This is a genomic window from Bombella pluederhausensis, from assembly GCF_026385525.1.
GTDB lineage: Bacteria > Pseudomonadota > Alphaproteobacteria > Acetobacterales > Acetobacteraceae > Bombella > Bombella pluederhausensis.
The window spans coordinates 339607-353710 of record NZ_JANIDY010000001.1 but is presented as its reverse complement, the minus strand read 5'-3'; the positions used below and the strand labels follow the sequence as shown (position 1 = coordinate 353710).

The following is a 14104-nucleotide window of genomic DNA, read 5'->3' as shown; positions in this document are numbered from 1 at the left end:
ATATACAGCCAAGAGCCGTATCTTAGCGGGAGTAGAACTCGACCACCAGATTCGGTTCCATCTGCACCGGATAAGGCACATCGGAAAGCTGCGGAACACGGATGAAGGTGCCCTTCATCTGGCGATGATCCACTTCGATATATTCCGGCACGTCACGTTCGCCGCTCTGGACAGCATCCAGAACGATAGCGAGCTGCTTGGACTTCTCACGCACCTCGATCACATCGCCTTCCTTCACGAGGTAGGACGGGATGTTGACGCGCTTGCCGTTCACGAGCACATGACCGTGGCTGACGAACTGACGTGCAGCAAACGGGGTCATGGCGAATTTCAGACGGTAGATGACGGCATCCAGACGGCGCTCCAGCAGACCGATCAGGTTCTCGGAGGTATCACCCTTGCGGCGCACAGCCTCATCGTAGTAGCGGCGGAACTGCTTCTCGCTGATGTTACCATAGTAACCCTTCAGCTTCTGCTTAGCCATCAGCTGGATGGAGTAGTCAGACGGCTTCTGGCGACGACGCTGACCATGCTGACCCGGGCCGTACTCACGGCGGTTCACCGGGGACTTGGCACGGCCCCACAGGTTGACGCCGAGGCGGCGGTTAATCTTGTACTTGCTCTCAAGACGTTTTGACATCGGTTAAACCCGCATTCTCTCTCAGGCTACCGGCCCTGTGCGACAGCCCTTTGTTGCGCCGGTAGGCCCTCCCCGCCCCAGACGGAGCTGAAAGAACGGAACAGCCTGCTAACCTCATGGAACACTGCGCCACAGCACGCACCATCCCGGCCAGACCATCCGACATTCCCGGCAATGGAACTGCCGTTACACGAGGCTTCCACCTCTGTCAAGAAAACGAGGCAGCGCCACGACAAAACAGGCCACATGCTTTACATTCAGAACATCTTGGAAAAAACAGCCATTATCCCCTATACCGCCAGCATTCCCAATCAGACTGGAGCACTCCCCCTTATGGAGCAGACCGAAACGGTTACAGGCCCACGCCTGACCCCACCTCATGGTGTTGCCCCCGCCATTGCGGCCCTCATGCTGGGCACCTTCACCATTGGCACGGGGGAGTTTGGCATGATGGGTATCCTACCCGCTTTCTCGCACGCTCTGGGCATATCAGTCGGGCAGGCCAGCTCCGTCATCACAGCCTATGCGCTGGGTGTTGTGGTTGGTGCGCCCGTCATGGCCATTGCTGGCGCCCATCTGCCCCGCCGTACCATCCTGCTCCTGCTGCTGACCCTGTTCTGCATCGGTAATACCGGCACAGTTCTGTTCTCCTCCCTCCTGCCCATTGAGATCATGCGTTTCATCACGGGGCTGCCGCATGGGGCTTATTTCGGTATTGCGGCCCTGACCGGGGCCTCCATGGTCGAACGAGCCCGGAGAGGACGGGCCATCAGTATGGTGCTCTCTGGCATCATGATTTCTACCGTCATTGGAGCACCGCTCAGCACATTCCTCTCCCAATATGTGCCGTGGGAAGTGATCTACGGAGCCCTATCTGTTCTGGGGCTGATCTGTGTCGCCGGGGTCGGGATTCTCATCCCGGCAGACCGTCCTCAAAACAACGTCAATGCCCGTTCGGAACTGACAGCGTTCAAAAACCCCCATGTGCTACTGACCCTGCTGACGGGAGCCATTGGCTTTGGCGGGATGTTTGCCGTCTATACCTTCCTCACCTCCGGGCTGGGACAGGTAACGCATCTTAATCACTGGATGGTTACAGCCTATCAGGTGATCTGGGGATGCGGGATGGTTGCCGGTAATTCCTTCGGGGGTGCCATGATTGACAAAAGTCTGGACCGCACCACCATCTTCAGCCTGATCGCCAGCATCATCTTCATGCTCGCCTTCTGGCTGCTCCTGCCCTTCAGCGGGGCCATGCTGGTCGTCTGTTTCTTCCTACCTGCCGCAACCGTCATTCTCAGCCCAGCCATGCAGGCCCGTCTCATGGATGTAGCAGGCGATGCCCAGACACTCTCTGCCTCGCTGAATCACTCAGCCTTCAACATCGCCAATGCTCTGGGGGCCTCCATAGGGGCCCTGCTGGTGGAAAACGGGCTGGGTATCAGTGCAGTAGGCTGGGGCGGGGCTATTCTATCCGCAGGTGGCCTGCTGATCTATCTTGTCACACTTCACGTTGCCCGCCGTCACCCACAGTGAGACGGGCATCATAAACAGTCTGGCCGTCAGGGAATCTGACGGCTGGACACTGGCACGGGAGCCGGGGCTTCCTCCAGTGATCCTTCAATATCAGAGAGCACGCTGCTGCTGCCCAGCGTCCCGGCAGCATAGGCCAGAGAGGCCGCTGCACTCAGCATGCCGTAATAACTATCTGACACGGACAGGCGAGCATTGAGCAGGGTATTCTGAAGCTCCAACATGCGGGTCATTGTGCCATCGCCAGAACGATAGGCTGTCAGAGCAGCATCAAAGCCGGTCTGACTGGCCTTCTGAAGGCTCAGTGCGGCCTGATAGGCTGTGATACCCGTATGCAGCATAGCCTCTGCCGTCACGATCGTACGGACGGCATTGTTCTGCGTGTCCTGCAAGGCAGCACGGGCACTATCTTCCCGCTCATGCGCCTGACGCAAACGATTGCGGCGCAGCCCACCATCATAAATCGGCACAGAAATACCCGCCGTAATCAGGCTTCCAAATGTATGAACCCGGTCATTGATCGAGTTTACATTGACCAGCGGCAGATTGCGGAAATGAAGGTCATCAAAATTATAACCCACATTACCATTCATGAAGACCTGCGGCCTGTAGCTGGCCCGTGCCCCTTCCACGGCACTCTGGGCAGCCCGCAGGCTCGTATAGGCTGCCAGAACATCCGGCCGGCGGGCTACGGCCTCATGTACCATTTCATCACTCAGGCGAATGTCATCGACACGGATATTACGCCCGTTATCAATCTGAATATGCAGCGGCTGGGAGGGATTCAGACCAACGGCTGTCAACAGCTCCAGCCGGTATGTTTCTACGTCCCCTTCTGTCCGGGCCAGAACCAGCTCTGCCTCGGCAACGGCCTGTTCGGCCTGTGACGTGTCAACGACCGTGCCCTCTCCATTCTTCAGGTTAGCGGCAGCTGCCCGTGCAATCGCATGAGCATTCTCAAGAGATTGCCGCACGAGCGATACGTTATTCAGAGCTGCTGAATAGCGGTAATAGGCCAGCGCCACCTGATGGATGACCTTCTGATGCTCACCCGTGAACAGGATATTCTGCCCGATGCTTTTCTGGGTGGCCTCCTCCATGGTGGCCCGGCGCTTACCGAAGTCAAACAGGAGCCATTCCAGCCCCACCTGCTGCCGTTCCAACGTGCCATGAAGACGGCTATCCGTGTTAGCTCTCAGCCCCCCACCCCGAAAACGGTTATGAGGTTCCAGAATCCCGTATCCACCCATGGCTGTTGCCGTCAGATGTGGAAGGTAGGCTGAACGGGCAATACCTGTCTCGGCGGCACTCGCCCGTGCAGCATCCCATGCCTGACGTGTGGAGGGATTGATGGACTGGGCCATATCAATCAGGTCAGCCAGGTTATAGGAATGATCCACCTGCACGTTCCCCAGCGCAGCAGGCTGAGGCAGGACACGGTCTGATGAAAGACGGTACCCGGCGGGCATTTTCAGGACACGCCCGCCCTTCTGACCCGGAGCGCCCTTTTCATGCCCTTCTATGATATGGCCATTTCCATCAACCGGCGCATTCCATGGCTGGTTTGGTGCAGGCGGCATATTCCGCATGGCTGTTGTCTGGCAGCCACTCAGAGCACTGCTGCCAAGCAATACGGCACAAACCAGAGCAACTCTGCGCCATCTCGGCCCATATGCCCCTCTTTCTCCATCAGACAGACACACAGCAAAAGAACTTCCATTTTTCCGGGACAAACCAGTCTCCATGCCCTGTACCTGCCTTTTCACCTGCGCCATGACATCTTTTCCCAACGGGCCATTCATCAGAGACTTCCCCCTTCCTTGAGAGAGGCTGTTTCTTCTCCCTTCAGAATATGCCCTAACCGGATCACCTTTTTCTGATGGCTTGCTGCCACGGTGCCAAACAGGCAGCTCGCATTCATGGCCGCACGCCGCAGAAACAGAATATATTGTCTCATCCTGTGCTGTGTCGGCCTCATATAGGCTGGCTCGATCATGGCCTGCCGCAGCTGACTCATAGCCCCGCTTGCAGCTTCCTGCACCTTAGCCGCCTGAAGCATACGCTGATCGTGATTCCAGCCCGTCACATCCTCTGCCAGCAACCCATCCAGCGCCTTCAACTTCTGAAGGGCCCCTGTCATCGCGCTCCGTGGCCAGAACACCGTATGCACAACAAAGGAAATCCCCAGACCAATCAGAATACCGATGATACGGTCACGAGGCACTGTCAGGTCCGTTGTCGGTACGAACTTGGCCAGATCGGACAGAGAGAACGCCACGATAATCTGAAGCCCCATATAGGAAATCCGCTGATCCCCGGCTTTCACCCACGCCCCAAAGAAGATGACAATACCAACAGCCAGAAGAAGCTGTGCAATATTTGTCATATGCGGCATGATCCATGTGATGATCCCCATGGCCATGCTACACCCAATCAAGGCACCGCAAATACGCAGCCTTTGCTTATCCAGCACGGCCCCCATGGTCGGCAATGACACGATGAAGCAGGTGATGATGCAGGTATGCACACCCTGCCAGTTCAGCATCTTATACGTTATGATAGCCAGACAGACAGAAACCGTTCCCTTAACGGCGTAACGGATATGTTCCTTATCCGTAAACGCTCCCGGCAGAAAGAAACCCGGCTTCTTAGCCGGGGCTGCTGGCTTGCTGGAAGGAAGCTGTGCCTCCTCCGCCGTCATGGGCTGAGCAAAATCGCATAGCAGACGCTCCATCTCCTGCGAAATGGCACCAGAACAGACATGCGTTTCCTCAATGGAGGTTGGCCGTCTGTCTGAGACAAAGCATTCAGCCATTTCCTCCAGACGTCCGGCCAGATAAGTGCAGTCTTCTTCGGAAATGCGACCACTCGGTTTCAGGCACTGCTCCACCAGCTGCAATATGCCAAAGCTATTCAGAGCGGCCCGGCGCAGAGCGGAAAGATCATCAGCATTCCAGCGATGCTCCATGCCTGCCAGCCCAAGAGCCCCGAACATGCCGCTGACACCCTCACCCACAGTATCCATGACAGCATCCTGCCATGCCTGTGGAATAGGCTGCCCACTGCCACGCCGTGCCAGACATTTTGCCGCCAGATTCAACCTCTCAACAATCTGATCGACAAGCGTATGTTCTGGAGATGGGGCAAGCCAGCTGCCAACAAAAGCCAGCAAACCCGCCACGGTCAAGAACACACGCCATGCAGAGAGGACCATGCGCATGATGCTGTCCCCTACCTGCATGTTATCCAACGAGACCAGCATGTAGGAAAGAACAAGCCCACCAATGACACTAATCATGCCGAGAATACTGGTCGTGCTTAAGAAAAAGAATATAAAACTAAGACAGAGATTGAAGATGAGCGTGGCAAGAAAATTATTTATGGTTGTCTTGAGGCCAAGATAAAGCGCCGCTGTCACAATCGTAAAGAAAACAACGAACAGCACCGACACTTTCATATTGGCAACCCGGTTCCCCTGCCACAGGGCCGCCAGTGTCAAGGTCAGCAGGCTGACCATGGGCAGCTGCCAGATTTCACCAATCAGCACGGCCACCATGGAGATAATGGCCGTACGCAAGGCCAGCGCCGTACGACCACGGGTTGGCCTTACAGCCAACCACCATATACGCATGAAAGCGTCTATATAGGGTTTAACCATGGCAGGCCGCACCATGGAGAATTTCCACGTTGGCCGTTGCCCCCAGTCTCAGAAGATAATCAGGAGCGTGATCGATCTTGATACGCACCGGGAAACGCTGGGCAATATGCACCCAGTCCATCTGCCGCTCGACATAAGGCACGCCACGGGAGTTTTCCTTCATATAGTCGGTCAGCACACCCCAGCCCACACTTTCCACAACACCGTGAATAGGATGGCTGCGGTCGATCATGGAATACACAGTTGCACAGGAACCCGGACGGACAGGCGCCAGATTGATCTCACGGATTGGTGCCAAAGCGTACCATTCATCACTGGAAACCAGCGTAAACAGCTCCTGGTTCGCCCCAAGTACCTCACCTTCCTTCACGCTCAGACTGGTCACATAACCGTCAATATTTGCCGAAACACGCGTCTGTCTCAGCTCATAACGGGCATGTTCCACCGCAACGGACGCTTCCTGCAGCACAGCTTCGGCGTGCTTCACGTCACCAACGGCGACCTGACTAGCCTGCTGCTCGTGCTGGGCCTCTGCCAATGCATCAACGGCAGAATTGAACTTCGTCACGGCCTGATCGTAAGCCTGCCATGAGACATAATGCTGCTGGGCAAGCGGCTTGAGACGCACCACCGTACGCCATGCCAAGTCCTTCTCATCCTCAGCCTGATGCTGCCTGCGCTCACTCGTAGCGGCATTCGCCATACGAACAGCCAAAGCACGACGGGCATCATTCAGATCTGCCTGTGCCTGAGTCTGGCTCGCTTCGGCTCTATGCAAAGCAATTTCATAAGGCTCCGGGTCAATCTGGTAGAGAAGATCACCCTTATGGACCAGCTGGTTTTCCTTAACGGCCAGAGTCTGCAACCGCCCACCAACGAGGGCAGCCACATGCACACTCTCCGTATAGATGACGGCACTATCACTATTAGGATGCTGCCCTGACTCATGATCCACATAGAGAACACCCAGCAACGCACAAAGCAGCGCTGCCATAGCCATGACGCTCCCTACCGGGAAGCGGCCTTTGATCCGTTCTGTTTTCATGAAACCGCCCTTATTGCCCGAAAAGGATAAGCCAACCTGCCAGCCCCAGCAGTGTCCCCAAAGAGAGATAGGTCACCAGATGAAACCGCAGCAGACTATCGATATGCAGTACCAGAAAGAGCGTCCGAAACAACGCCGCCCCTATGCCACCGATGAAAAGGCAGATGAGCCACGCCGGAAAATACGCCCCCGCCAATGGGAAGCTCGGTGCACCGATCCCAGCCCAACATTCCGAAGGGCCAAGAAGCAGAGATACGACCCACCACGGTGTTCCGCCACCCCGAAGAAAGATCGCCCTAAGCAGTTTCATGCATGCTCCTGTTCCGGCTACTGGGGAATATATGACCCTGCGGAGCACGCTCCCACATGGCACGAGGTCGATGCTGCCATCGCAAAGCTTCTGAACGATCGGATCATATATGTATTTTAATGAGTTGGAATGCCCAATCATACGAAATCGCATTCTATTTTTCAAATGAATTGAAACCATCCAACTCCTCTCCCACAGTGCCTTCCACGGCGGCCCGACAGGCAAATAGTCATCATGCGTGGCCTTTTTAAGACCGCACATCCTTCCGGCGATAAAGCAGCAGATAGAGCCGTGCACCAAGCGCCAGAGCCGTCACGCCCAATCCCGCCGCAAGCCCGATCCACAGACCTTCCACACCATAGCCCCGCCAGAAAGCCAGCCAGTACCCCAGACCAATGCCGATCAGCCCATAGCTCACGATGCTGATCATCATCGGCACAAACGTATCACCACAGCCCCGCAAGGCACCGTTACACACAGCCTGCACACCATCCACAATCTGGAAAATCCCTGCAATCTTCAGCAGAAGAACGGTCGTACCGAATGTTCCAGCATCTGGTGGAGTACCGGTATAGTACAGTCGGGCGATCCAATCCGGCAGAAGCATCAGGACCAGCCCTGTCAGGACCGTCCATGCCAATACAAGCAGCAGTGCTCCGCTGGAGGCCCGGCAGGCTTCCTCCCGCCGCTTTGCCCCTCGCCAATAGGCCACCCGCACATTAGCCGCCTGCCCGATTGCCAGACAGACCATGAAAAGCAGGGAAATCGTATTCAGCGCCACCTGATGCGCCGCAAGGCTGCGTGTCCCCAAACGACCCGCATTGAGCGTGGTGATCTGAAATAAAAGCAACTCAGAAGCCGCCGTGACCATCATGGGCAGGCCAAGGATCATCAGTTCCTTCAGGAGAGGCCAGTGCACTTTCACAGGCTTCAACAGGTCTCTCAGATTGGCACGGCAGAGAATAAGAAGCAGCAGGACAAAGCTCATGCCCCAGCCTGTCAGCATCGTGGCATGAGCCGAGCCGAACAGCCCGTAGGCTGGCAGGCCAAACCAGCCATGAATCAAAGCCGCATTCAGCACGCCATTGCACAGGGCCATGATGGGCATGGTCCAGAGCAGCAGGGATTCAGCCCCCAGAGATGGCAGAGCCACACGGCAGAGCCCCAGAAACACCAAATTGGGCAGCAGGGCATAAAGCAGGACATCAATGAACCGCCCGCCCTGCTCAATCACCATGATCGGCTCCCCCATCAGACCGAAAATCTGGCTGGAACAGAGCAACAGGATCAGACACGGGATGAAGAACAGCACCCCCAGAACCGTGCCCGCACTGATGATGCTACGCCGGTCATGCCCGCCTTCATGGCCATGTTCCACGCCACCACGAGCATGGGAGAGCAGAACACCGACTCCACCCAGTACCGCCTGAAAGGAAATCATGGTCGTGAAGAAGAAATTGTTGGAAATTCCTCCAATCGCCACAGCATCCACGCCAAGGCTGCCCAGCAGGATGGTATCCGTCACCCCCATGGCCATCTCCGAAAGTTGGGAGAGCGCAAGGGGCAAACCAACCTGAATCAGAGTGCGGATGTGAGCGGACATACCCACGACAGGGGCAGAGTGTTTCATTCTTGATGTGGACATAAGTTTCGTCTCTATCGCATATAACGCAAAGTGCAAGTGTTAAAGAATGAATTCCCTGTTGCACCAGACGCATCTCTGTCGCATTGAACAGGCATGAGCACGCAGCAGAGCACTACAGACCTTTCTTCCGCCCAGCACGGCCTGAGGCTTCATAACAGCCACCAGCGCACGACTGTCCCCTTTACCCCTGATGACGCCGCCAATGTCCGCATCTATTTCTGCGGGCCTACCGTGTATGACCGGGTGCATCTCGGTAATCTGCGCTCCATGCTGAGTGCGGACATACTGGTCCGGCTGCTCCGTGCGCTCTACCCACGGGTCACCTATGTTCGCAACATCACAGATATTGATGACAAAATTATTCAGCGGGCACAGGAAAATGGCGAAGACATCGCCAACCTGACGGGACGCACCACGCAGGACTTCCATGACGATCTTGCGGCTCTGAACATCCTCCCCCCGACCATCGAACCCAAAGCCACACAGCATATCCCGGCCATGCTGGAGATGATTGGCCGCCTCATCGCACAGGGCCACGCTTATGAAGCAGACGGGCATGTGCTTTTTGATGTCACATCCTTCCCCGGCTACGGAGCCCTGTCTGGCCGGTCTTTAGAAGACATGCTGGCCGGTGCCCGTGTGGAAGTCGCCGGTTATAAGCGCAATCCCGGCGATTTCGTTCTCTGGAAGCCCTCCAACGAGGATGAACCGGGCTGGGATAGCCCCTATGGCCGTGGCCGCCCCGGCTGGCATATTGAATGCTCCGCCATGGCCGAGCGTTATCTTGGGGAAAGCTTCGACATTCACGGCGGCGGGAATGACCTGCTGTTCCCCCACCATGAGAATGAGCGGGCACAGTCTCTCTGCTGCTATCCGCACAGCCATTTTGCCCGCCACTGGGTTCATACCGGGATGCTGCTTTCCGGCGGTGAAAAAATGTCCAAATCTCTGGGCAATTTTCACACCATCCATGAAGTGCTGGAACGCACCCCCGCCGAGGCCCTGCGCCTACTTTTCCTCGGCTCGCATTACCGCTCCACTCTGGACTTCACATGGGAGAAGCTGGACGAAGCCCGCCGCATCATGGACCGCTTCTACCGGGCACTGGAGAAAACCCCACCCACCGGAGCGGAAACCGTCCCGGCTGATATGCTGGATGCCCTCTGTGACGATCTCAACACGCCGCTGGCTCTCAGCGTTCTGCACCGCCATGCCGATGCTGCCCTCGAAGGCCAGCAAGAGGCTGCGAACCTGCTTCTGGCAGGGGGGCAGCTTCTGGGGCTGTTCAGCATGAGTCCGGCAGACTGGTTTCAAGGGGGAACGGAACTTGACCCTGCCGCCATTGAAGCCCTGATTGAAAAACGTCTGGCCGCCCGCAAGGCCCGTGACTTTGCTCTAGCCGACCAGATACGCAATGATTTGGCCGAAAAAGGCATTCTGCTGGAAGATGGCCCAGCAGGCACAACATGGCGGAAAGGATAACACCACTCATGACAGGCCGTAATGGCGGGGCTGATCTGGCCCCACCCGCTCCTTTTGACCCTGTTGTCATTCTTGTCCGCCCCCAGCTGGCTGAAAATATCGGGACCACAGCCCGGGCTATGGCAAATGGTGGGCTGTTTCATCTCCGCCTGGTAGCGCCACGGGATGGCTGGCCTCAGCCCCGTGCTTGGTATGCGTCTTCCGGTGCGGACCGTATTCTGGAAGAAGCCACGGTCTTTGAAACGGTTGATGATGCCATCGCCGATCTTCACCGTGTTTTTGCCACCTGCCCCCGCCCCCGCCATGTCATCAAGCCGGTCATGACAGCCCGTGGTGCAGCCGCCGAACTACGGGCCACCAGCAGCCGGAAGCTGAAAAGCGGCATCCTGTTCGGCCCAGAACGGGCTGGGCTGGATAATGAGGATATGGCCCGAGCCGACACGCTCATCCGTTATCCGCTCAACCCCCGCTTCATGTCGCTCAATCTGGCGCAGGCCGTGCTTGTTATGGCTTATGAATGGTATCTGACCGAAGATACCGTGCCGGAACAGTATCTCATGACCAATGAGACGCATGTGGCCACCAAGGGCGAGGTTGAGAACTTCATGACCCATCTGCTGCGGGACCTTGATGAATGTGGTTTTCTTCATCATGAACAGAAGCGCCCGGGCATGATCCGCAACCTGCGTCATCTTTTCGCCCGTGGCGAAGTAACCGAGCAGGAACTGCGGACACTGCATGGTGTTGTCAGCGAACTCTCCCGTGCCCGGAAAATCCGTCATACAAAAGAATGATCGCTGCCCCAGAACGGCCATAGCCCGCTGGAATCATCCGCCTTTCCACCCTTCTTCCGCTGCTGGTTCCTTATGCACCTGAAAATTCCTGATTCCCTCATCAACCGTGTAAGGCAGCAGCAGAGCGCCTCACGGAAAACCAGCGTCCTCTCTCAGGACAACACGCTGAACATCATCACACGGAAGAAGGCACAGGTCCGTCTCCTTGCGGACCTGTACCATACCTGCCTGACCATGAGATGGCTGGCCTTCTTCACAATGGTGACGGGCTTCTATCTGCTTCTGAACATCCTGTTCAGCATCGCTTATTGTCTGGTGCCGCATGGCCTCAGCAATGTGAAAACGGGCGAGTTCTGGGGTGATTTTTTCTTCAGTGCACAGACACTCTCCACGGTTGGGTATGGCTATATCTATCCGCAGGGTTATCTCTCCAACGCCATAGCCTCCGTGGAAATGCTGGCAAGTGTGATCTTCACAGCCATCATTACGGGGATCATATTCGCACGGTTTGCCCGCCCCCATGCGCAGGTACTTTTCAGCAACGTGGCCACCATTTTTCAGGAAGGGAACCACCTGCGGCTCAATTTCCGTTTGGGGAACCTGCGTAATACGCCTCTGATGAATGCCAGCATTGAGGCCATTCTAGCCCGCACAAAGAAGGACGAGCACGGCAACAGCACCCTCCAGCTGGATATCCTGCCGCTCACCTTCAACCATGTGCCAATTTTCCCGGTCAGTCTCTCTTTTGCCCATCATATTATGGAGACCAGCCCGCTTTACAATCTTGATACTGCTGCGCTTGAGGAACAACAGGCCACCATCTTCCTGATCCTGACAGCAACCGATCCCGTCTCTGCACAGGATGTTTTTGCTCACCACGCTTACAAAGCACAGGACCTGCTTTTCGGGGCACGGTTCGTCAGCCTGCTTAAACCCTCAACACAGGGTTCGCTGGAAGTCGATTTCAGCCTCTTTCATACCACATCAACCGACCCTCTACCCGTCAAGGATGAGGAGCCGATTGAAGTCAAAGACGATACTGAAGCGCAGCAATAAACCCGTCTTTTCCTGACGGAGTCGCCACTAAAAAGCCACTCCGTCAAAGACATCTTAATGCTGCACCGCATCCTTCAGGCGCTGCGCAACCCGCTCCCGCCCCATGAGCGGCAAGAGGGCAGCCAGCTCCGGACCTGCATCCTCACCTGTCAGGGCCAGACGAAGCGGCAGAAACAGCTTCTTCCCTTTACGATCCGTTTCGCTTTTCAACGCATCGATCCAGCGCTTCCAGACCGTATCATCCCACGCCCCTTCTGGTAGAAGACGAGCCGCTTCACGCAGGAAGTCGGTATCATCCGGCTGCGCTGAAACCACGATGTCGCCTTTTACAACAGACCACCAATGAGCAATCTCAACAGCCAGATCAATATTCCCTCGAATAGCCAGCCAGAAGGCTTCATCAGCCCCTTCAGGCAGATGCGGGCGGATCTCGTCATAGGACATGCCATGCAGGACACGACGGTTCAGCCCCAGAAGCTGAGGCACATCAAACCGGGCCGCTGACCGGGAGACATGGCTGATCTCATAGCCCTTCACGATCTCATCCATGCTGGAGGCCGCCTGCGGGTCATCCGAACTGCCCAGACGGGCCAGATAAGCCACAAGGGCACGGGGTTCGATCCCATCATTCCGTAAAGTGGAAAGAGCCAGACCACCAAGACGCTTGGAGAGCTTCCCGCCATCCTGCCCCAGAAGAAGCGGCAGATGCCCGAAGGTGAAGCGTCCCTCCTTTGCTCCCAACGCCTCGGCAATATCGAGCTGCACGCCCGTATTGGTCACATGGTCCTCACCCCGCAGAATGTGGGTGATGCCCATATCCAGATCATCAATGACAGAAGCCAGCGTGTAGAGGATACTGCCATCCGCCCGGACCAGAACGGGATCGGAAACGGCTGTCAGCTTCACATGACAGTCCCCCATCACGATGTCCTGCCAGCGGCGTGTGGCACCACTCAGCTTGAAACGCCAATACGGCACCTTGCCATTCGCCTCGGCACGGGCACGCTGCTCATCCGTCATTTTCAGCATGGCACGGTCATAAAGCGGCGGCTTGCCCGCACGCAGGCGCTGCTCCCGCTTGTATTTCAGCTCCAGCTCACTCTCGAAGCAAGGATAGAGCCGCCCCGTAGCCTTGAGATGCTCAATCACCTCCTCATAACGGGCCAGACGCTCGGACTGACGGGCGTATTCGTCCCAGTCCAGCCCCAGCCATGTCAGGTCCCGGCGGATGGCTTCTTCATAAGCCTTGTTGCCACGCTGCGTATCCGTATCATCCATCCGCAACAGAAACTGACCACCCTGCTTCCGGGCGAACAGCCAATTCGCCACGGCAAGACGGGCATTACCAACATGGAGCTGCCCCGTTGGTGAAGGCGCAAAACGTACTTTCATACCGTATTCTGTTCTCATTCTTTCACAGGGGCAGGCCCCTTACTGCTTCTGCTGACGGCGGCGGATGATCTCCGTCACGAAAGCCTCATCATCTTCATCGTCATCCTGATTGTCTTCATCAGGCGGGCCAGCCAGCTCCTCATCACTGACAAGACGGCGGGGGTCCAGAGCACGCCAGTCCCGTTCCATGGGGGTCGCAGGGCTGGAGACGAAATCATCCAGCTCCGTGCTGGACTTCCAGCCTTCTTCTCCCGCATCCACAACCTCGGCATTTTCACCAAAGGCAAACCAGCTTTCCAGCACATCCCGGTCTGCCGCACCGGGGACACGGCACCGCTCAATACTATCCCGCACATAGGCACGGGCAAACGCATTGGCATGAGCGAGATCTAAAAAGCCCTTGACCTCCTCAACCACATCATCATCGCCTTCACTGGCCCCGGATTGGTCGAGAATACGGACAATCCAGCCTCTATCATCCTGCTTCACGGCAGCATCGGCCTCTGCCTTCACGGCTTCTTCAATGGTCTGGTCATTTCCTTCACCCCG

12 protein-coding genes are annotated in these 14104 nt (G+C 56.5%); 4 read left to right on the top strand and 8 right to left on the bottom strand.

All coding sequences use genetic code 11. The annotated features are described in order from the left end of the window. Positions 1 to 22: 22 nt before the first annotated feature. Complete coding sequence (rpsD, locus tag NQF86_RS01540) at positions 23 to 640, bottom strand: 30S ribosomal protein S4 (protein ID WP_266115854.1); 618 nt, start codon at positions 638 to 640, stop codon at positions 23 to 25. 333 nt (positions 641 to 973) lie between these two features. On the opposite strand from rpsD, the gene NQF86_RS01535 reads away from it, so the two are divergent. After that, positions 974 to 2176 carry an MFS transporter gene (locus NQF86_RS01535; RefSeq protein WP_266116430.1) on the top strand — a complete coding sequence of 401 codons (1203 nt, stop codon included), beginning with the start codon at positions 974 to 976 and terminating at the stop codon, positions 2174 to 2176. 26 nt (positions 2177 to 2202) lie between these two features. Here NQF86_RS01535 and NQF86_RS01530 read toward each other — a convergent pair whose 3' ends face one another. From NQF86_RS01530 to NQF86_RS01510, 5 genes are all read right to left on the bottom strand, one after another. Then, on the bottom strand, positions 2203 to 3975 hold the full coding sequence (locus NQF86_RS01530; RefSeq protein ID WP_266115853.1) for a TolC family protein: 1773 nt from the start codon (positions 3973 to 3975) through the stop codon (positions 2203 to 2205). Then, entirely contained in the window at positions 3975 to 5831 is a 1857-nt protein-coding gene (locus tag NQF86_RS01525) for an FUSC family protein (RefSeq protein ID WP_266115852.1), read from the bottom strand. Before NQF86_RS01525 ends, NQF86_RS01530 begins: the two co-directional genes overlap by 1 nt. Beyond that, positions 5824 to 6876 (bottom strand): multidrug transporter subunit MdtN, encoded by a 1053-nt coding sequence (gene mdtN, locus NQF86_RS01520; RefSeq protein ID WP_266115851.1) that lies wholly within the window; start codon positions 6874 to 6876, stop codon positions 5824 to 5826. Before mdtN ends, NQF86_RS01525 begins: the two co-directional genes overlap by 8 nt. Positions 6877 to 6886: 10 nt before the next feature. After that, positions 6887 to 7186 (bottom strand): YtcA family lipoprotein, encoded by a 300-nt coding sequence (locus NQF86_RS01515; RefSeq protein WP_266115850.1) that lies wholly within the window; start codon positions 7184 to 7186, stop codon positions 6887 to 6889. Positions 7187 to 7433: 247 nt separating this feature from the next. Next, positions 7434 to 8831, bottom strand: coding sequence for an MATE family efflux transporter (locus tag NQF86_RS01510; RefSeq protein ID WP_266115849.1), 1398 nt, complete (start codon positions 8829 to 8831; stop codon positions 7434 to 7436). Between the two features lie 93 nt (positions 8832 to 8924). Here NQF86_RS01510 and cysS point away from each other — a divergent pair, with 93 nt between their 5' ends. The 3 genes from cysS (at position 8925) to NQF86_RS01495 (ending at position 12163) form a co-directional block, all read left to right on the top strand. After that, a complete protein-coding gene (gene cysS, locus NQF86_RS01505) occupies positions 8925 to 10313 on the top strand; it encodes a cysteine--tRNA ligase (protein ID WP_266115848.1) in 1389 nt (462 codons plus the stop codon). 8 nt (positions 10314 to 10321) lie between these two features. Further along, the gene (locus NQF86_RS01500; RefSeq protein ID WP_266116429.1) at positions 10322 to 11107 is read left to right on the top strand and encodes an RNA methyltransferase; all 786 of its coding nucleotides are present in this window, start codon (positions 10322 to 10324) and stop codon (positions 11105 to 11107) included. A gap of 72 nt (positions 11108 to 11179) precedes the next feature. Further along, a complete protein-coding gene (locus tag NQF86_RS01495; RefSeq protein WP_266115847.1) occupies positions 11180 to 12163 on the top strand; it encodes an ion channel in 984 nt (327 codons plus the stop codon). Positions 12164 to 12217: 54 nt separating this feature from the next. Here the strand turns inward: NQF86_RS01495 and gltX are convergent, their stop codons facing one another. Continuing rightward, on the bottom strand, positions 12218 to 13555 hold the full coding sequence (gltX, locus tag NQF86_RS01490) for a glutamate--tRNA ligase (protein ID WP_266115846.1): 1338 nt from the start codon (positions 13553 to 13555) through the stop codon (positions 12218 to 12220). Positions 13556 to 13594: 39 nt separating this feature from the next. Next, positions 13595 to 14068, bottom strand: a complete 474-nt coding sequence (locus NQF86_RS01485; protein ID WP_407652860.1) for a hypothetical protein — start codon at positions 14066 to 14068, stop codon at positions 13595 to 13597. Positions 14069 to 14104 lie beyond the last annotated feature (36 nt).

Bases quoted from the DNA above. Each gene is read 5' to 3' on its own strand.
- rpsD (WP_266115854.1), bottom strand. From the start codon at position 640: ATGTCAAAACGTCTTGAGAGCAAGTACAAGATTAACCGCCGCCTCGGC.
- NQF86_RS01535 (WP_266116430.1), top strand. From the start codon at position 974: ATGGAGCAGACCGAAACGGTTACAGGCCCACGCCTGACCCCACCTCAT.
- NQF86_RS01530 (WP_266115853.1), bottom strand. From the start codon at position 3,975: ATGAATGGCCCGTTGGGAAAAGATGTCATGGCGCAGGTGAAAAGGCAG.
- NQF86_RS01525 (WP_266115852.1), bottom strand. From the start codon at position 5,831: ATGGTTAAACCCTATATAGACGCTTTCATGCGTATATGGTGGTTGGCT.
- mdtN (WP_266115851.1), bottom strand. From the start codon at position 6,876: ATGAAAACAGAACGGATCAAAGGCCGCTTCCCGGTAGGGAGCGTCATG.
- NQF86_RS01515 (WP_266115850.1), bottom strand. From the start codon at position 7,186: ATGAAACTGCTTAGGGCGATCTTTCTTCGGGGTGGCGGAACACCGTGG.
- NQF86_RS01510 (WP_266115849.1), bottom strand. From the start codon at position 8,831: ATGTCCACATCAAGAATGAAACACTCTGCCCCTGTCGTGGGTATGTCC.
- cysS (WP_266115848.1), top strand. From the start codon at position 8,925: ATGAGCACGCAGCAGAGCACTACAGACCTTTCTTCCGCCCAGCACGGC.
- NQF86_RS01500 (WP_266116429.1), top strand. From the start codon at position 10,322: ATGACAGGCCGTAATGGCGGGGCTGATCTGGCCCCACCCGCTCCTTTT.
- NQF86_RS01495 (WP_266115847.1), top strand. From the start codon at position 11,180: ATGCACCTGAAAATTCCTGATTCCCTCATCAACCGTGTAAGGCAGCAG.
- gltX (WP_266115846.1), bottom strand. From the start codon at position 13,555: ATGAAAGTACGTTTTGCGCCTTCACCAACGGGGCAGCTCCATGTTGGT.